The organism is Streptomyces sp. NPDC020801 (assembly GCF_044334385.1).
Lineage (GTDB): Bacteria > Actinomycetota > Actinomycetes > Streptomycetales > Streptomycetaceae > Streptomyces.
Window position 1 is genome coordinate 1 of record NZ_JBIRST010000028.1, and the last position, 18675, is coordinate 18675.

The window sequence follows — 18675 nt, forward strand, 5'->3', positions numbered from 1 at the left end:
TCGGGCCCGAAGCCGAAGGTGCGGTAGCACCAGTTGAGCAGGTTGTGCACGGGCCGGTGGGTGACCTCGACGCCCTTGGGCTTTCCGGTGCTGCCGGAGGTGAAGATGATGTACGCCGTGTCGTCCGGCCCGGCGACCGGCTCCGGGTTTCCCTCGGCGACGGGGTGTGGTGGCTCCTGCTCACCGGCCACCTCGACGAGTTCGACACCGGCCGGGAGAGCCAGGGGTTCGGTGTCCGATGTGGTCAACACGAGGTGCGCCCCGGTGTCGGCGAGCATGCCGGCGACGCGTTCGGCGGGTGACGGGTGTTCGAGCGGCAGGTAGGCCCCGCCCGCCTTGAGCACACCGAAGACCGCGGCGATCATGATCGGGCCACGGCGGATGCCGATGCCGACCACGGTCTGCGGGCCGACGCCGCGCTCCTTGAGGTCCCAGGCGATCCGGTTCGCCCGCTCGTTCAGCTCACCGTAGGTCATGGTTCCGCCGGCCCAGCGCAACGCGACCGCGTCCGGCCGCCGCTCGGCCTGCTCCTCGAACAGCAGGTGCAGCGGCCCGGGACACGGGAAGTCGCGAGCCGTGTCGTTCCACTCGACCAGAATCTTGTGGCGCTCGTCCGCGTCGAGCGGGCGGCCCGCGGCCGCGGGCGGTGTGGCCGTGCCGCCGTGCTCCCGCTCGCCGACGGCCGGCACGTCGACGGCGCCTACGGCGATCCCCGGATCGGCGACCGCCTGTTCCACCACCCGCACAAACCGCTCCGCGATCCCCTCCACCGTCGAGCGGTCCAAGAGGTCGGTCGCGTACTCGATCTCCCCCATCACCGACCCGTCTGACTCGTCCGGCGCCAGGTTGAAGAACAGGTCGAACTTCGCGGTGCCGGTCGGGATGGGCTCCATCGACACCGTCACACCGGGCATGTCCAGTTCCGGCGGCAGGTTGTTCTGCCACGCGAGCACCACCTGGAACAGCGGGTGGTGCGCGGCAGACCGCTCCGGGCGCAGCAACTCGAGCAGCCGCTCGAACGGAACGTCCTGGTTCTCGTACGCCGCGAGCGCCTTCTGACGAACCTGGTCCAGCACCGACTCGAACGACGACTCCGAGGACAACCGGACCCGCAGCACCCACGAGTTGACGAAGAAACCCACCAGATCGTTCAGCGCCTCATCCGTGCGCCCCGCGATCGGTGATCCGACCGTCACGTCGTCGCCGCTGCCCAACCGGTGCAGCAACACCACCAGCGCGGCCTGGAACACCATCGACACCGTCGCACCGTGAGCACGAGCCATCGCCTCGACCCGCGTCCGCATCTCGGTCGGGAGGCCGATCTCCACCGACCCGCCCCGGTGGCTCGCCACCGGGGGCCGTGGCCGGTCCAGCGGCAACGGCAACGGCTTCGACACCCCGGCGAGCTCCTCTCGCCAGTACGCCGCCTGGATCGACAGGAGGCTTTCCGGGTTCGCCAGGTCCCCCAGCTCCTCCCGCTGCCACAACGCGTAGTCCGCGTACTGCACCGGCAGTTCGGTCCAGTCCGGCTCACGACCGGCCGTCCGCGCCCGGTACGCCACGGACACGTCCCGCGCCAACGGCGCCAACGACCCGCCGTCACCGGCGATGTGGTGGATCACCAGCACCAGCAGGAACTCTTCGTCGCCGCTCTGGACGAGGCTTCCCCGCAGCGGTACGTCGTCCGACAGGTCGAACCAGCTGCTCGTGACCGAGGAGATCACACCGGGCACCCGATCAGGGGCCACCCGGCCCCAGTCCTTCCAGGGCAGCTCGACCTCGGCCGGGTCGAGGATGCGCTGGAACGGCTCGCCGTCCACCTCGCCGAACACCGTTCGCAGGACCTCGTGGCGCACCATCACGTCATGGAACGCGGTGCGCAGCGCGGCGGTGTCGAGCACTCCGGTGAACCGCAGGAGCAGCGGGATGTTGTACGTCGAGGACGGACCCGCGAACCGGTTGATGAACCAGATGCGACGCTGCGCGTACGACAGGGGAATCATTTTCTCGTTCACCTTTCGATCATTCTGCGCAACTGCTTTCGAGCAGGGGTCGACATTTCACTGCGGCGAAGGGCCGGCTCGGCGTGGGTCGGGGAGGTGGACGAGGTCCGGATCGGGATCTCCATGCCCGGCTCCGACCGAGACGTCGAAGGAGACCGAGGTCTTGTGCGGGCTGTCCCACCGGCCCAGACGTGCAGATCGTGTACGCCGGGCGTTCGACCTTGTTCGGTTGGTCCGGTGCGAATTCCCGCGCGAACTCCACAGCCTCTTGCGCGGTCGTAACGCCGCTCGCCCCATGCAGGCATCCCCCTTCCCCGCGAACGTGGTATCCAGATCACCGGGGCACTCGTCGCACCCAATCGTTGAGGCGACTTGAGGGATTGGCCACCTGGGTGAAAGAAGTTGGTCAGAGATAAGGGATCAAGAGATCACGAAGGAATTTGCGTGAAGCCTCGGCGCGCGGCAGCTTGGATCGGTTGGGCCGGACAACGACAGCACGCCGCCGGCACCATTGCATCCGCCCTGGCTGCCCGTACCCGAACGATGAACCAGCCCGGGTCCAGCGGGAGTTCCATCGCGGTCGTGGTGCCATGGGGCCACGTCGAGGGCGTCGAGGAGAGGCGGACCCGGCCGGCCCGGTGACCCGGGATCTGCTCGCCGGCCCGCACCAGTACAAGGCCCGTGGCGTTCCTGGTCGGTGACCGGCCGGGCCGCATGGCCGTGCGCGTCGGCACCTGGCTTCCCAGTGGCGGCCAGGTGGCCTCCGCACGGGCGAACTACGGCTCCGCCCGATCAACGAGATGCGGTCCGTGCAGGCCGCTGTCAGGTTCGGCGGCGCTCCCAGCCACATTGCACGCCCCCTGCCCTTTGTCAAGCCCCGAGAAGTAGTGGCATTACGCGCAATAGGGCGCCATGGCCCAATGAAGGAGTGAGGTCATACGGGAAGTGACCCGCCCGCACCGTCGGCATAGCCCGCCGGATCAGTGGACGCCTTTCCCCGCTCACACAGGAGGAGACTATGTTGGATCGAATCGATCTGGAGCGCATCGCGAAGCCGGCCGCCGCCGTCCGTCGGATGGTTGTTGTTCGCGCGCCTCCCCCGGGAACCGGGCGAGGAGAGTGGTTCGCCATCAGCCCCGAGGTCCGCGCAGACGGAACTTCCTCGGTGGCCGTTTGACACCGTCATGGCCACCTCGCACGCTGATGGGAGGTGGCCTATCCGCCCAAAGGGAGATCATCATGGCGATAAGCGACCGGAACCGCACTCGGTACCTCGTCGGCACATGTTGCGCCGTTGCGCTGCTCGCCGGAACGGTGGGCGTGGCGACCGCCGAGGCGGTGCCTCAGACCACGAAGGCCACGACGGAGTGGTCCCGCTCCGCACCGCTCGGGCCCTGCTCGGGCTACCACTACGACGACAGCCACAACCGCATCTGGGATCCGCCGGGCTGCACCCCGCCATGAGGTCGTCCATCAGAACGTGATCACCGACACGGAACTCGAGCCCCCATTGGCCACATAGACCTCACGCCCGTCCGGGGACACCGCCACTCCCGCCGGGCGGAACCCGATGGAGACGGGGCGGCCGACCGTGCGGTTCCTCGCGGTGTCGATCATCGACACGGAGCTCGAGTTGGAGTTGGCCACGTATGCGCGCTGTCCCTGCCGGGACGTCGCCACCCCCGCCGGCCGGGAGCCGACGGGAATGGGGCCGGCCACCGTGCGGGCCGTGGTGGTGTCGATCACCGACACCGAGTCGGAGCCCAGACTGGTCACGTAGACCCGGCGCCCGTCCGGCGACACCGCCACCCCCTCCGGAGTGCTGCCGACGCGGATGGGGCTGCCGACCGTGCGATCCGTGGCGCTGTCGATCACCGACACCGAGGCCGGCGCCGAGGCGGAGCCCAAGCTGGTCACGTAGACCCGGCGCCCGTCCGGGGACACCGCCACGCCCTGCGGGAAGCGGCCGACGGGGATGGGCCTGCCGACCGCGCGGTTCGTCGCGGTGTCGATCACCGACACCGAGCTCGAGCTGCCGTTGGTCACATAGACCCGGCGTCCGTCCGGCGACACCGCCACCCCCTCCGGAGTGTCACCGACGCGGATCGGGCTGCCGACCGTGCGGTTCCTCGTGGCATCGATCACCGACACCGAGCCCGCGGAGCTGTTGGTCACATAGACCCGGCGTCCATCCGGCGACACCGCCACCCCCTCCGGAGTGTCACCGACGGGGACGGGGCCGCCGACCGTGCGGTTCGTCGCGACGTCGATCACCGACACCGAGCGTGAGGCGAAGTTGGCCACGTAGGCCCGGCGCCCGTCCGGGGACACCGCCATGCCCTGCGGGGAGTCGCCGACCCGGATCGACAGCACGGATGTCGGTGCGGGTGGTCCCGCACTCGGGGAGCGGCATTGTGTCAGGTAGAGGCCACTGCCCCCGGCGGTCAGCGTCACCAGCACGGCCGCCACGAGGAGCCCGGTCCGCCGGCGTCCGGGCCTGGGCGGGCGGGGCCGCGGCCGGGCCTCGTCACCTTTGCGTGGCAACGGCCCCGGAGGCGGGCCGGTCGGTTCCTCCGGCTCGGCCGGCGGGGCGTACTCGGTCGTCGGGACGGCTTCCTGGGGACGCGACGAGTTGGAGACGGCAGGCCGCGCGGGCGGAATCAGCCGTGGGAGCGCCGACTGCCGCGAAAGGGCGGAGTGGGACCGCGTGGCGATGGAGGTGAGCTGCTGGGCGGCCTCGTCACCGTCCATCCTCTCCGCTGGGTCCTTGGACAGCAGGCCGAGGAGGACGGGGGTCAGCTCCGCTGCCCGGTGCGGAGGGGTGGGCGGCTGGAAGAGCAGGGCGCTCAGCGTTCCGAGAGAGGAATCGCGGTCGAAGGGTCCGGTTCCCTCGACCGCGAAATACAGGGTGGCGCCGAGTGAGAACAGGTCGGCGGCCGGGGTCGACTCCTCGCTGCGGGTTCGTTCCGGGGCCATGAAGCGCGGGGTTCCGAGAATCTCCGAGGAGGTGGTCAGCCGGGCCTCCCCGGAGTTCGGCTGCAGCGCGATGCCGTAGTCGGTCAGCAGCACCTGGCCGGCCTCAGTGGTGCAGGAGCGCTGCGGCCCGGGGTGGGTCAGCAGGATGTTGGCCGGTTTGACGTCCCGGTGCACGATGCCGAGCCGATGGCCCTCCAGCAGGGCGTCGAGTACTGCCAGCCCGATTCGGGCGACCTCGGCGGGCGGCAGTGGCCCCCACTCGTGCACCACCGCCTCCAGGTCCATGGCGCCGGGGACGAAGTCCATGACGATCCAGGGCAGACCGCCGTCCTCCACGATGTCGTGCACGCTGACGACGTGGGGGTGGTTGCGCAGCCGGGCGGCGTGCCGGGCTTCACAGCGGGCCCGCGCGATCCGGGTGCTCACCTCGCGTTCTGGGACGTCCGGCGGCAGGGCTATCTCCTTGAGCGCCACCTCGCACGCAAGTTCCTGGTCGTAGGCCAGCCACACCCGTCCCATGCCGCCGGCGCCCAGCCGGCGCAGGAGCCGGTAGCGCCCGGTGATCACGCGCCCGGCGGCCTCGTTCGCTCCGGTCATGGCTCCCCCTTCCTGGACGGGCCAGCAGGGGTCCTTGGCGAGCGGTGAAAAGGCCTCCCTCCACGTATCGCACATCCCGCAAGGGGCGGCAACTCGCCCATGGATCCGCACCCGTGACTCGATCAAGTCGCGTCGCCCGCTTTCCGCGGTCAGCCGGGGAAGGAGTCGTACGCGGCGCCGGGCCGGTTCCGTCCGAGGTGATCGATCAGGGCTGGGGCGAGCTTCGGGGAGAGGCCGCGGTCAGGCGGGCGCGTACTGCTCGGTGAGCAGCAGGGCGATGTCGTCGGCCCGGTAGGCGGAGCCGCGGGCGTTGTGCAGGAGCCGGTCGGCGAGTTCGTCCAGTGAGTCCGCGCGGGCGTGGGCCAGTGATGCTCGCAGGCGGTCGATCCCTACGTCGATGTCGGTTCCGGGTTCCTCGACCAGGCCGTCGGTGTAGAGGGCGAGGACGGATCGTGACGGGACGGCGATACGGGTCTGGGGGTAGGCGCTGGCAGGGTCCACGCCGAGGACTGGGCCGACGTCGAGGTCGAGGACGTCGGTCCTGCCGTCGGGGCGGCGGAGCAGGGGTGGGGGGTGGCCGGCGGTGACGGCGTGGGCCTGCCGGCTGTGCGGCTCGAGGTGGATGAAACAGCAGCTGGCCAGCAGGGGGGAGTCGAGGTCGATGAGGCTACGGTTGACGCCCGCCATCACGTCGCCGGGCGAGTGACCAGCGGCTGCGAAGGCCCTTACCGCGCAGCGCAGTTGGGCCATGGTGGCCGCGGCGGCGATGCTGTGCCCCTCCACGTCGCCGATGACGAGACAGACCCCGCTGTCGGTGGGGATGACGTCGTACCAGTCACCGCCGATGTCCATCTCGCTGGTGGCGGGAAGGTAGCGTGCGACGGTGCGTATGCCCGGGGCTGCCGGCAGGCGGTGCGGCAGGAGGGCCTGCTGCAGTCCATGCGCGACGGCGAACTCCGAGTCGTACAGCCGTGCTCGTTCCAGGGCCTGGGCGATCAGCCCCGCGAGTGCGGTCAGCACGCCGCGGTCCTTCTCGGTGAAGTGATGGATCTCGTCGAAGCCGAGGACGCAGGTGCCGACAGGGCGGCCGGAGGCGATCAGCGGCAGATACGCCCAGGAGCTCACCTGGCCCGTGGGGGTGCCCGGGTAGCCTCGTGCGAGGTCCTGCCGGGACTCGATGAAGAGCGGGGCACCGGACGTCAGGGCTTCTGTTCCGGGCAGGTGGGCGTTCAGCGGGACGCCCTGCAGCCAGTCGAGGAACTCTTCGTGGTGGCCGGTGTGGTGGAGCAGGTGCATCCTTCCCCGGCGGACCGTATAGATCGCCATCTGCTGGCCTGCGAAGGCCGGCAGGAGCTGGTCGGAGACGACTTCGCAGACGTGCCGTGTGGTGACTGCCTCGGTCAGCGCACTGCCGAGTTGCAGTACGTGATACATGACGCCCAGGCGCGCCGGGGCGGTCGCGGACGGCGAAGTGGCCGGGACGGGGGCGCCAGGGTCCGATGGCGGATGGGTGGTGGGGACCACTCGGCCGGTCACCCCGTCCGCCCGGGGGTGGAGGGAGAAGTCGAGCCACTGGCCGGGCGGTCGGCTCGCCAGGAAGGAGGACGGCGTCTGCGAGATCATCGCGGACCGGTGCCGGTACTCGACGCCGGGGTCGGACAGCCACGGCAGGACGTCCCACAGGCACCGGCCCAGTACCTCGTCGGCGGAGACGTCCAGCAGGTGCAGGGCGCTGTGGTTGGCGTAGGTGACCCGTCCGTCGGGGGCGAGGGAGAACAGCCCGTCCCGCAGCCGTTCGAGCGCGGCGACGGCCGCAGTACCGGCCCAGGCATCCACGACCGCACCGACCACGTGCATACGTGCGCGCGCGTCGTCGGCTTCGGGTACGCGGCCCCACAGCTCAACCGTGCGATACCCCTCGCCGCCGCCGCTGTGATCTCGTACGCGCACGCGTTGCGCGGTGATCCGGCCCCTGTCGGCCGCCTTCCCGGCACAGGCACGAAAGGCGGCACGATCACCGGGGTGGAGGCGCGAGGCAAGCGTTTCGGCGCGCCCGTCGAAGGCATCAGGGGCGAGACCGAAGATCCCGCAGAGCGTCTCGTCCACGGTCAGGGTGCCGGAGCCGAGGTCCCAGTCGAACAAGCCCACCCGCACGGCCGCCGCCGCCGAGGGAGCCGGGACCTCGACGGGAACCGTCCCCGGGGCGCATTCCACGGGATCACCGGTACGGGCACGGAGTGCGACCAGGCAGTCACCAAGCCGGCCGGCGACGCTCCGCAGATGGCGACGCTGGGCTTTGGACAGCCCTTCGCTGCCCGGAGACGCCGGCCATACGATCGCCAGTGATCCGAAGGGCTCCCCACCTGCGCGCACCGGCACCGAGCAGGAGCCGAAGGCATACGGCAGAGCCACCGCGAGCTGCGGATAGCGCCGCATCGTCTCCTCGGCGTTTGCCAGGTGGACCGTGCGCCCCGAGCTGTAGGCCACGGCAACCGGGATGAGACTGCTCACCGCGATGAAGCGCCAGCCACCCAGCAGGGAGGGCGGCACCCCGCACGCCGCGGCGAGCACGATCGACCGGCGGTCGCGGGAACGCAGGAAAACACTGGCCGCGTACGCGCTCGTTCCCCGGAGGGCATCCACGACGGCCGCAGCGAGCAGGTCCTCACGCTCCGCCGCCTCGCCGACGGTCATCCCGCACATGCATCCAGTATGCGCAGGTCAGCCCGCCGGCGCCCAAGCTGTGACCCAGCGGGGCGCATCGATCACAGGCGGCAGGGCGGCGGCCAAAGCCAGGGCGCGGGGTCAGAAGGCCACCGGGACCCGGCCGGCCCTGCCACACCGCGAGGCACTACCTTGGCCGGAACGCCGTAGCCGGCGGCGGCCGAGCGGGGCGTGAGCAGGAAGCGGGCCCCGACGAGCAGCGGCCAGCAGGTCGAGGACGACGCAAGGCCGTGTGGCGAGGGGCGACCCTGACGCGCTCCCGGCCTTGAGAGGCTGTGCCGATCAGCGACTCCTGCACGACCCGGCAGGCGGACCCGTCCGGCGTCGTCCGGTGCGGGAGCGGTTCCCCGGACGCACCCACCGGCGGCTCCCAGAGCCCCCGTGTGTGCCGCTGATACGGCATGCAGTGGGGCTCAGGTGGCGGGGGCTGAGTCGGGTTCAGCCGCCTGTGCCGGTCCCGGGGACGGCTCCGGCTCCGGCTCGGTCCTCCGGCGGCCGGGCGTGTGGTTGAAGAGCAGGTTGAGCAGGAAGGCGGCCACGGTCGAGCTGGTGATCGCGCTGCCGCCGATGATCTGCATCCAGGCCGGGAAGGCGTGGTAGATCGCCGGGGCCATCACGGGCAGCATGCCCACGCCGATGGAGACGGCGACGATCAGCAGGTTGCTGGTGCCCTCGAACTCCACCTTGCGCAGGGTGTTGATGCCGACGGCAGTGACGGTGGCGAACATGACCAGCCCGGCCGCGCCGACCACCGGACCCGGCAGCAGGGCGATGACCTCGCCGAGCTTTGGTACGAGTCCGAGCAGCACGAGGACGCCTCCGGCGACGGCAGCGACGTACCGGCTGCGGACCTTGGTCAGGCCGACCAGGCCGACGTTCTGGGCGAAGACGGTGTCCAGGAAGCCGTTCATGATGCCGCCGAAGATGCCGGAGACTCCGTCGGCGGCCAGGCCGCGGGCCAGTTCACGGCGGGACAGCGGCCGGCCGGTCATCTCGCCCACCGCGAGCATGTCGGCCGTGGACTCGGTGAACGTCACCAGCATCACCACGCACATGGAGACGACGGCGGCGACGGGGAACTCCGGGGCGCCGAAGTGGAAGGGCGAGGCGATACCGAGCCAGTCGGCGTCGCCGACCGCGGAGAAGTCCGTCAGTCCCATGGGAACGGCGACCAGCGTGCCGCCGATCAGGCCCAGCAGCACGCCGAGTTGGGAGAGGAATCCGCTGGTGAAGCGACTCACGAGCACGATGAACGCCACGATCCCGCCGGCCAGGGCGAGGTGCGAGGGCGCGGCGTAGTCCTTGGCGGTGGAGTCGAGGCCGGCGATCAGCCCGGCCGCCACACCGATCAGGGAGAGCCCGATGACGGTGATGACGGTGCCGCTGACCAGCGGCGGGAAGAAGCGCACCGCCCGGGCGAAGGGCACGGCGACGAGCAGCCCGAAGACACCGGCGGCGATCATCGACCCGTACACCGCCTGCATGCCGTATTCGCCGGCGATGAGGATCATCGGGGTCACGGCGGTGAAGGTGGCACCCGCGACGACCGGCAGCCGCACGCCCAGCAGCTTGCCGATGCCGAGTGCCTGAAGCAGCGTCACCAGGCCGGCCACCAGGAGGTCGGCGTTGATCAGCAGGCCGACGGTGGACGCGTCCAGCTTGGCAGCCGCCCCGAAGACCAGTGGGACGGTGACGCAGCCGGTGTACATGACCAGCACATGCTGCAAGCCGAGCAGACCCAGCCGGGCGGGCGGCAGGAACTCGTCGACGGGATGCCGGACGGTTCCTCCGGCGGCGGATTCGGGCGCGGGTGAAGCAGGGGCGTGTGACACGGGGGGCCTCCGGGACCGAGCGGGAATGGGGAAGGGAGAAGGAGAGCACGAATGGGGAAGCGAGAAGGAAGGAGACGGCGACGCTCAGAACGGCACCACGGAGACGGACAGCCGGTGGGGGGTTTCGAAGCCGTGCTGTCCCCTCGTCCACGTGGCCGAGTGCGATGCGACAGCACGCGAAACGGACGGCGTATACCGGGGATCAGATACGGTCAGGCAGCCGGAGGGGGAACGTCGAGGTCACGAGCGGCACACGGCACTCAGAACCCAGAGCCCTCACGGGCACGCGGCACGCCGTGCGCCACGCGACCGCGCGTCCACGCCGACTGGTGGACACGGCACCGGAGATCGGCGAGACGCCTGCGTACGAGCCTCATCACGCCACCTCCCTGATGTCCGGATTCCTGAGTGCCGGGGAGCGACAGTGACGCATGCCGTGACGCCGGCAGTCCGCTGTTGTCAACAGCCCGTTGCTCCGCATGGTGCCGAAGTGTCTCCGAATTCGGCAACCCCCCGGCGACCGCCGTTCTTCTCCGATCATCCGGATGAGGTTCGGCCACGGCGCCCGGTGGGGCCGGGCTGGGCCCGCGCCGGCCCGCGGCGCAACGGAGAGGACAGGAGGGCGTCCAGTTCGGGGTCCCCGGCGGGAAGGGCCGTTCCGTCGGGCAGTTCGACCTGGACGGTGCCGTCATCGGTCAACCGGCTGCGGCAGTCCAGTAGTTGTTGCCACTTTCTCGGGTGCTTGGTGCTCCCGACCGCTCCGGCGTCGTCGAGTACGGCGTGTGTCCGGTCTCCCGAGAGCCCTCGGTGAGTGACGGCCACGGACAGCAATGTCTCGCCGAGCATGGACTTCACCGGATACCGCGATATCGCAGCCACAGTCCCCATGGAGATCGATTATGCCGCTCCCACTCCCCCAGAGTCAGGACGATCACCGCCGCAATTCGCCTGGACCCCATGGTGAATGCCGGCAATGCAGTGGTCGCGGTCACCGAGTGGTGGCGCGGGCCCGCCGGCCGCACACACCGCTGTTGCGCCGTGTGCGCCGGGCGTGATCTCGGGTGCACGCGGCCGCCCATGGCCGGAATCCTCTTCCGGGCATCAGGCGGCCAGTCTTGTGGGGCCGGTCACCGACTCGCCTGGTGGGGCGGGTAGGAGGCCTGTCACAAGTCGGCAACGACCCGCGTCCGTCGCAACTGTGCCTGGCGGGAAATCGTCCGTCCCTGCGACAGAGATCGGCCCCGCACGGGCTGCAACCGCCAGAAGGGATCCACCGTGGCAACAACCAGGAAGACCTCCCGTCACAGACCCACCGCCGCTCTCCGTGCGGCCGTGGCGAGCGTGTCCGCCATCGCCGCCCTGGCGTTGACGCTCACGGCGTGCAACGGAGACGGCGACACCTCGGCACCCCCGGCCGGCGGCCATACGGCGACGGCCAAGCCGGATGCCGGCGGTTCGGGAGCCGGCTCCACCGAGGCCGCGACAAAGCCCACCGGCAAGCCGACGACCGCTGCGAGCGGCACCAAGCCGCCATCCTCCTCAGTCACTTCGGCCGCCACCGCCACCCCGGCGCCCGCCAAGCCGGCCGCCTCGAGTCCCACCGCCACGGCCGGCGGCTGCGATCACAAGATGCCCATCTCTCCCGACGAGATCGCGGTCTACCGCTACACCCCCGAGGGCGGTTCCCTGAACCTGATCGTGAAGTACGGCAACTGGGGTTGCGCTTCCGAGGATTCGGACGGCGCGCCGTTCGTGACCGTGGGCAAGGAGACATACATGCCCATGGACCAGGCCGCATACGTCACCGCCACCAACCCCGTCGTGGAAAGCGCGGAAAACCAGCACATCGGGGTGCAGGAATTCCTCGACTGGCTCGAAGCGCACCCCGACAGCGGGCTGGTCTTCAAGTACCACCTCGGGGGCGACGGGGCCATCGACCGCCTGGACGAGGTGTTCACCCCCTGAGCGGCATGCGGTGGCCTGCCGGTCACTGGTCGTCATGTCAGCGTGACTCGCAGGCACGGGTGGCGCCTGCTGGTGGTACGTGTTGACGACCAGTGCTGCGCGGCGGGCGCACTCCGGGACGGTCTGGAACCTCAACCCGGGATCGGCGTGCCCAGGAAGGTCCCGGAGGATTCGCAAGGACCTTGTTCACGAGTCGTGATCCTGGTTCGTCTTCCGCCTTGCGCGGACGACGGCTTGGTCGCCCCGCGGTCCGAACAGGTGCAGGATCTCCACAGCGCTCGCGTTCGCCGGACCGAACCAGTGCGGTTCTCTGGTGTCGAACTCGGCCACTTCGCCGGGGTGGAGGGTGCATTCCTGTTCTCCGAGGATGAGACGCAGCTCTCCGGCGAGGACGTAGAGCCACTCGTAGCCGTCGTGGGTCACCAGCTTCGGCTCGCGGGGAGCCAGTACGTGCTTGAACACCTGCACCCGGCCCGGGTACTGCGTCAGGGGCACGAGGATGCTGCCGTTGCCCTTGCGCAGGGGCGTGAGATGCACCCGGGGGTCACCGGTGGCCGGTGCGGCCACCAGCTGGTCGAGTGCGACGCGGTGTGCACGTGCAAGCGGGATGAGCAGGTCCAGGGTCGGGCGCCGCCTGCCTGACTCGAGTCGGGACAGCGTGCTCAACGAGATCCCGGTCGTGGCCGACAGCGCCTCCAGCGTGAGTCCTCGCTCCTGGCGCAGGGTGCGCAGCCGTGGCCCGATGCCGTCGAGTATCTGCTCGAGTTCTGTGTCCACGTGGTGCAGTGTGCGATCTTTTGCGGTCTTCGCAAATATGCTGGCCGGTGGCCGCCGGCCTGCCCGAGCCTTGCCGTCCAGGTACTCCCGGATGTGAGAGGCAGACCGTGACCGCGACGACGACTCACCCTGTTCGGCCCGTTCTGAGCGCGCGCAGGCGCTGGACGGTGCTGGCCGTCTGCTGCCTGAGCATGTTCCTGGTGGGTCTGGACACCACCATCGTCAACGTGGGCCTGCCCGCCATCGGGCACGGCCTGGGGGTCGGGACGCGCAGTCTCGAGTGGACCGTGGACGCGTACACCGTCGTCCTGGCCGGTCTGCTGATCTCCTCCGGTGCGCTGGCGGACCGCTTCGGACGCAGGCGGGTGTTCCAGTCCGGGTTGATCGTCTTCGGTGCGGCCTCGCTGGTCTGTGCGATGGCACCTTCGGCGGGCGCCCTGGTGGCGGCCCGTGCCGTTCAGGGCATCGGCGCGTCGATGCTCAGTCCTGTGGCTCTCGCGATCGTGGTGAACGCGATGCCCGATCCGAGGGAACGAGCGCAGGCGATCGGCGTCTGGGCGTCGGTGTTCGGGCTCAGCATGGCGGTGGGCCCGGTCACGGGCGGCGCTCTCGTCGCGGTGTTCGGCTGGCGGTCGCTGTTCTGGATCAACGCTCCGGTCATCGTGACGGCCCTGGTGCTCAGCGCGGTGTTCGTGCCCGAGTCCCGGGGGCCGCGGGCGCGGCGGCTCGATCTTCCGGGACAGGTCCTGCTGACCGGGGTCATCGGGGCCTGGGTCGGGGTCCTCATCGAGGGGCCGCACATCGGCTGGACGTCGCCTGCGGCGCTGGCCGCCTATGGGTTCGCCGCCGTGGCAACGGTCGGATTCGTGTGGACCGAGTCCCGCCGGCATGAGCCGCTGATGGATCTGCGACTGTTCCGGGCTCCGGTGTTCACCAGCGCGGTCCTGGGTGCGGTGGCGGTCTTCGCCGCCCTGAACGTGACGCTGTTGCTCAACACCCTCTACCTGCAGCACACCCGGGGTTTCACACCTCTGGCCGCCGGGGTGGCGACCCTGCCCATGGCTGTGGGAGCGACCGTCTGCGCACCCTGGTCCGGCCGTCTGGTCGGTCGCGTCGGACCGCGGCCGCCGCTGCTCCTGGCCGGCGGCTTCATCATGGCAGGCGGCCTCTGCCTGGTACGGCTCGACCGGCACACGAGCGTGCCTCTGCTCCTGCTCGCCTACCTGCTCATCGGCATCGGGTTCGGCTTCGCCAACGCGCCGATCACCAACACCGCGGTCAGCGGTCTGCCTCCCGCCCGGGCCGGTGTGGCCGGAGCGATCACGTCCACCGCACGACAGCTCGGCTCTGCACTCGGTATCGCCCTCGCCGGCGGCCTGGTCACGCATGCCGGCCCGGCGGAGCTCGCACACGCGTCCCGCCCGGGCTGGATCCTGGTCGCCGCCTGCGGACTCCTCCTGATCCTCACGGCCCATGCATCGCGGCCGAAGAAGTGACGTCGGACCTCGTGCAGCGTTCGACCGGGATCGGCGGTCGCCTGCCGGGCAGGTGGCGTGGTCGGAACACTGGCTCGATACGGCCGCTTTGACTCATCTTTGCGCCGGCGGACGCAACCCCGCCGTCCCGCAGACCTTCACAGAAGGTGACGTAACGTTCCTTCAACTCCGTACGGGGACAACCAGTGATCCATCACCACCGCAACTCCCTGCGCCTGACCGCCGTCGCCTTCATCGGGGCGAGTGCCGTCGCGCTCTCCACCACCTCGGCGTTCGCCAAGAGCGACGCCGAACTCACGGTCAGCGGTCACCACGCCCACGTGGGCGACACCGTGGCCGTGAAGGCAGCCGGCGGCAACGATGACGGACAGCCCACATCACTGTGCGCGCAGGAGCGTCAGGGCACGACGGGAGCCTGGCACACCCTGGCGTGCACGCCGGTGACGGTCGACCCGACCCCGCACCTGCGGCTGCGCGTGCGAGCCGTTCACCCGGGGACGATGCAGTTCCGGGCACTGCTGTCCGAGACCGACGCCAAGACGCACCGGCCTCGGCTGCTGTCCCGCAGCAGCACGGAAGGCGTCAGCGTCACCCGCTGAAACGGTGGCGTCCCGGGGCCCGGTGTGCGAAGGCGCAGCGGGCCCTGACCGTCCTGGCCACGTTCCAGGCAAAGTTTTTGGCATGTCCACTTCCGAGGTAAGCGGTCGCTTGCTATCAACTGATGGCCGGCTTTCCTGCCTCGGGAGGTTCCGTGAGACGCAGTCCCCTGCGCAGCGGAGCACCTCAACCCGACGAAGTCACGGACGCTCCCGGCGCCGCCGCCCGCATGTCGCGGTCCACCGGCAATCCACCTGAGCGAGGACTTCCAGACGTAAGGAGCTCCGATGCCCTCCGCTGTCCCCGAAACCCGTTCATGGAGCCGCAAGGCCTGCGCTCTCGCGGCCACCGCACTGCTGGGCCTGGCCTTGCCGTGGGCCTCGGCCACGCCCGGCCACGCCTCCACGGCCGAACCGGCGGCAGACACATCCGCGTTCAACCGTGTTCCCTTGAACCAGATCTCGGTGTCCGGACTGCACAACGCCTACGACAAGAGCAAGTCCAAGTCGATCACCAAGGGCCTCGACCTCGGCGCCCACCTGCTGGAAATCGACGCCTACAGCACGTTCGGCAACCCCGGCGGATGGATCGTCAGCCATTCTGATCCCTTGGCCAACGACAACAACTGCACCTACACCACCGGATCCGGAGTCTTCAAAACCACATGGGAGAACGGCAGCCTGAGAACCTGCCTGGACGACCTCAAAGCCTGGAGTGATGCGCACCCCGATCACGACCCCATCTACATCAAACTCGAGCTGAAATGGGGCTTCCGCTCCCGCGCGGCAATGGGGCCGGCCCAGCTGGACCAGCTGGTGGCAAAGCACCTCGGTTCCAACAACCTCTTCACACCCGCAGACATGCTCGGGACCACCTACCCCACCCTCGACGCCGCGGCGAAGGCCGGAGCCTGGCCCACCTGGAACCAGCTCCGTGGAAAATTCATCGTCTTCCCGATCACCGGCACCATAGAGAACAGGCTCGCCGGTTACGACCTCGACAACCTCTCCACCGAACAGGAATACGCCCAGCACCTGGCCGGTCTCGCGGCGGACGGCCGGCTCGACGAGGCCTCGATGTGGCCCGCCATGACCAAACCGAGCCCGAACGGCGACCCCCGCCTGATCTACGATGCCGCCCTGCGTCCATGGTTCGTCATCTTCGACACCCAAGCCACCCACTGGCTGAACGTCGGTTACGACATGTCGTGGTATTGCGGCAGCCACTACCTCACCGTCGAAGGCTCGGCCGAAAGCGTCACCCCCGCACTCGACGACACCAGCCCCGACCCCACCGCCGCCGCCCAACGTGTCCGGTATCTCGCCCAGCAGGGCCACTCCAGCGCCACCACCTTCGACTGGATGAACACACCCGGAGCATTCACTCTCTGGCCCCGTAACTGCTGACAGGCCATCCCGCACAGGCGCCGACCCGCCCCCGGGGAGAGGGCCCGCCGGCGGCGCAGGCCCGACAGGAAATGACGGCCACCCCGAGACCCGGCGGGTGACCCCACCGGCCGTGGCGAAGCGAGCGAGAAGAGGTGGACATCGATGGTGTCCGAACGGTGGCATGACCAGGTAGCAGACGATCACTGGCGGGAGACGAGCCGTCGCAACGCGCGCTCCGTACAGACCACCGTCGGATGGATCTTCTGGGACCCTGGGGCCGTGTCGCGGTTCGAGGCCCGTGGGCTCCCGGGGCCGCTCGGCTACATCGCTTCCCGTGGCGCGCCACTCGCGCCCGCCGGGGCCGAGGCTCTGACTGCCGCATTCGGCACCATCAGCTCGGTCGGAATCGCCATCACCTTCGACCTCTTGAAGGGGGACGCTGCCGCATTCCGCGAATTCTGGAACCTCCGGGACGAGGCAGTCGACGAGGGGCTGCACCGCTATGCGCCCGGCATCGTCGACCCGCTGGTCGAGATGGGCCCGGCGCTGTGGTCTGTGGTCGACCGCCTCCCCAGGCTGGGCCGGGTGCTGTTCGGTGCGACCGTGTCCATGCCTCGCCCCCGGAACCCCCTGCTTTCGGGCTGGCACGCGGTGAACGCGATCCGCGAATGGCGGGGGGACTCGCATTGGGCCCTGGTGGCCTCGGCCGGTCTGACGTCCTCGGAAGCATCGGTCCTCCACAACGAATGGCTGGGCTACGGAGGTGACTGGCTGAGCAAGTCCCGGGGGCAGACCGAGAAGGAGATCAACGACGGCTGGGAACTGCTGTCGCGGAAGAAACTCGCCGCAGGACACAGGCTCCTTCCTTCCGGTCTACGGCTGCGTCAGCATCTGGAGGATCTCACTGACGAGCTGACGGCCCTGCCCTGGCAGCTGCTCGGCGCGGATCTCTCAACGGAGTTCGCGGAGCGCCTCGAACCTCCTTGCGAACTGCTGCTCGCACGTGTGGACGAAACCGCCGGGCCGAACTACCAGCCTGCATCGCGGCTGCGGGAGCGATACCGGGGCCCCGAGGAGGGCGCGGGAACTGACGCTCCCTGACGGACATCACATATCCGCAGCAGGCCGTGATCGATACCGCGGAGCGTGTCCGGGCGGTGCGCCGAGCGAGCGGTGCCCGGTGCGTCAGGGCAACCCTCGGGCAGGTGAACACGAGGGTCGGACGGGCCCCGGGCAGCCAAGAGGCGTTTGACGGTTCTTCATCTCCCGTCAGCTGAAGGCCGCGAGAGCACGTCCTAATCTCCTAACGCCAGAACAGACGCGCCTGATCAGTAGACAACCTCCCACGCCGTGTCCGCCGCTCACACAGGAGGTCTACCGTGTCCTTGCTCTCCCGCATCAAGCGCTCCCACCGGACGCTCTCCCTGGCCGCTGCCCTCCCCGCCGCGCTGGTCGGGATGTGGGCCGCTGCCCCGGCTGCCCAGGCCGCCACGCTTCCCAGCCCCGACCACGTGGTCGTGGTGGTCTTCGAGAACCACGCCTATGAGCAGGTCATCGGCAGCACGAGTGCCCCGTACCTCAACAACACGCTGAAGGCCGGCGGCGCCAACCTCACCAACTCGTACGCCATCACCCACCCCAGCCAGCCGAACTACCTGGACCTGTTCTCCGGGAACAACCAGGGCATCACCAACGACAACTGCTACACCCCACAGTTCAGCAGCGCCGCGAACCTCGGCTCCGAGCTCATCGCCGCCGGCCAGACCTGGGGCAGCTACAACGAGGGCCTGCCCTCCCAGGGCTCCACGGTGTGCACCAACTCCGCCACCAAGTACGCCCGGAAGCACAACCCGTGGTTCGCCTTCAACAACGTCCCGCTCGACACGGCCCGCACCTTCACCCAGTTCCCGACCGACTACACCACCCTTCCCAAGGTCTCGTTCGTCATCCCGAACCTGTGCAACGACATGCACGACTGCTCCATCACCACGGGCGACAACTGGCTGCAGAACAACCTCGGCGCCTACGCCACCTGGGCCCAGACGCACAACAGCGTCCTGGCCGTCACCTTCGACGAGGACGACAGCTCGCACAGCAACCACATCGCCACCGTGTTCTACGGTGCGCACGTGGCGCCGGGCAGCTCGACCTCGACGCGGTACAACCACTACGACACGCTGCGCACCCTCGAGGACCTGGCCGGGCTGACCGGCCACGCGGGGGCCGCGGCCAGCGCCTCCGACATCACCGGCATCTGGAACTGACCCGGCGTCGGGCTTCACGCGGGGCCGACCCGCAACGGTTCACGGGGGTCAGGACC

13 protein-coding genes are annotated in these 18675 nt (G+C 69.6%); 7 read left to right on the forward strand and 6 right to left on the reverse strand.

All coding sequences use genetic code 11. The features are described from left to right. On the reverse strand, positions 1-2015 hold a 2015-nt coding region (locus ACH4UM_RS36250), incomplete at its 3' end, for a condensation domain-containing protein (protein ID WP_398189118.1). A 1227-nt stretch (positions 2016-3242) separates the two neighbouring features. On the opposite strand from ACH4UM_RS36250, the gene ACH4UM_RS36255 reads away from it, so the two are divergent. After that, complete coding sequence (locus ACH4UM_RS36255; RefSeq protein ID WP_398189121.1) at positions 3243-3467, forward strand: hypothetical protein; 225 nt, start codon at positions 3243-3245, stop codon at positions 3465-3467. A gap of 9 nt (positions 3468-3476) precedes the next feature. Here ACH4UM_RS36255 and ACH4UM_RS36260 read toward each other — a convergent pair whose 3' ends face one another. The 4 genes from ACH4UM_RS36260 to ACH4UM_RS36275 form a co-directional block, all read right to left on the reverse strand. After that, positions 3477-5576: a serine/threonine-protein kinase gene (locus ACH4UM_RS36260; protein ID WP_398189123.1), complete on the reverse strand. Its 2100-nt coding sequence runs from the start codon at positions 5574-5576 to the stop codon at positions 3477-3479. Positions 5577-5816: 240 nt separating this feature from the next. Further along, positions 5817-8279 carry a SpoIIE family protein phosphatase gene (locus ACH4UM_RS36265; protein ID WP_398189126.1) on the reverse strand — a complete coding sequence of 821 codons (2463 nt, stop codon included), beginning with the start codon at positions 8277-8279 and terminating at the stop codon, positions 5817-5819. 434 nt (positions 8280-8713) lie between these two features. Next, positions 8714-10132 carry a nucleobase:cation symporter-2 family protein gene (locus tag ACH4UM_RS36270; RefSeq protein WP_398189129.1) on the reverse strand — a complete coding sequence of 473 codons (1419 nt, stop codon included), beginning with the start codon at positions 10130-10132 and terminating at the stop codon, positions 8714-8716. A 537-nt stretch (positions 10133-10669) separates the two neighbouring features. Then, the gene (locus tag ACH4UM_RS36275) at positions 10670-11020 is read right to left on the reverse strand and encodes an MOSC N-terminal beta barrel domain-containing protein (RefSeq protein WP_398189132.1); all 351 of its coding nucleotides are present in this window, start codon (positions 11018-11020) and stop codon (positions 10670-10672) included. A 387-nt stretch (positions 11021-11407) separates the two neighbouring features. Between ACH4UM_RS36275 and ACH4UM_RS36280 the strand changes: the two genes are divergently transcribed. After that, positions 11408-12097 carry a hypothetical protein gene (locus tag ACH4UM_RS36280; RefSeq protein WP_398189135.1) on the forward strand — a complete coding sequence of 230 codons (690 nt, stop codon included), beginning with the start codon at positions 11408-11410 and terminating at the stop codon, positions 12095-12097. 186 nt (positions 12098-12283) lie between these two features. Here ACH4UM_RS36280 and ACH4UM_RS36285 read toward each other — a convergent pair whose 3' ends face one another. Continuing rightward, positions 12284-12874 carry a helix-turn-helix domain-containing protein gene (locus ACH4UM_RS36285; RefSeq protein WP_398189137.1) on the reverse strand — a complete coding sequence of 197 codons (591 nt, stop codon included), beginning with the start codon at positions 12872-12874 and terminating at the stop codon, positions 12284-12286. Positions 12875-12981: 107 nt separating this feature from the next. Here ACH4UM_RS36285 and ACH4UM_RS36290 point away from each other — a divergent pair, with 107 nt between their 5' ends. The 5 genes from ACH4UM_RS36290 to ACH4UM_RS36310 all read left to right on the forward strand — a co-directional run bounded on the left by ACH4UM_RS36290 (position 12982) and on the right by ACH4UM_RS36310 (position 18619). Continuing rightward, a complete protein-coding gene (locus tag ACH4UM_RS36290; protein ID WP_398189140.1) occupies positions 12982-14370 on the forward strand; it encodes an MFS transporter in 1389 nt (462 codons plus the stop codon). Between the two features lie 185 nt (positions 14371-14555). Further along, complete coding sequence (locus ACH4UM_RS36295) at positions 14556-14969, forward strand: hypothetical protein (RefSeq protein WP_398189143.1); 414 nt, start codon at positions 14556-14558, stop codon at positions 14967-14969. Positions 14970-15254: 285 nt separating this feature from the next. Next, a complete protein-coding gene (locus tag ACH4UM_RS36300; RefSeq protein ID WP_398189145.1) occupies positions 15255-16373 on the forward strand; it encodes a Ca2+-dependent phosphoinositide-specific phospholipase C in 1119 nt (372 codons plus the stop codon). A gap of 144 nt (positions 16374-16517) precedes the next feature. Then, positions 16518-17456, forward strand: coding sequence for a hypothetical protein (locus ACH4UM_RS36305; protein ID WP_398189148.1), 939 nt, complete (start codon positions 16518-16520; stop codon positions 17454-17456). A 356-nt stretch (positions 17457-17812) separates the two neighbouring features. Further along, positions 17813-18619 carry an alkaline phosphatase family protein gene (locus ACH4UM_RS36310; RefSeq protein WP_398189307.1) on the forward strand — a complete coding sequence of 269 codons (807 nt, stop codon included), beginning with the start codon at positions 17813-17815 and terminating at the stop codon, positions 18617-18619. The last annotated feature ends 56 nt before the right edge of the window (positions 18620-18675 follow it).

What these genes read in the sequence shown, in the direction of transcription:
- ACH4UM_RS36255 (WP_398189121.1), top strand. Translation starts at nt 3,243, where the DNA reads ATGGCGATAAGCGACCGGAACCGCACTCGGTACCTCGTCGGCACATGT.
- ACH4UM_RS36260 (WP_398189123.1), bottom strand. Translation starts at nt 5,576, where the DNA reads ATGACCGGAGCGAACGAGGCCGCCGGGCGCGTGATCACCGGGCGCTAC.
- ACH4UM_RS36265 (WP_398189126.1), bottom strand. Translation starts at nt 8,279, where the DNA reads ATGTGCGGGATGACCGTCGGCGAGGCGGCGGAGCGTGAGGACCTGCTC.
- ACH4UM_RS36275 (WP_398189132.1), bottom strand. Translation starts at nt 11,020, where the DNA reads ATGGGGACTGTGGCTGCGATATCGCGGTATCCGGTGAAGTCCATGCTC.
- ACH4UM_RS36300 (WP_398189145.1), top strand. Translation starts at nt 15,255, where the DNA reads ATGCCCTCCGCTGTCCCCGAAACCCGTTCATGGAGCCGCAAGGCCTGC.
- ACH4UM_RS36305 (WP_398189148.1), top strand. Translation starts at nt 16,518, where the DNA reads ATGGTGTCCGAACGGTGGCATGACCAGGTAGCAGACGATCACTGGCGG.
- ACH4UM_RS36310 (WP_398189307.1), top strand. Translation starts at nt 17,813, where the DNA reads ATGTGGGCCGCTGCCCCGGCTGCCCAGGCCGCCACGCTTCCCAGCCCC.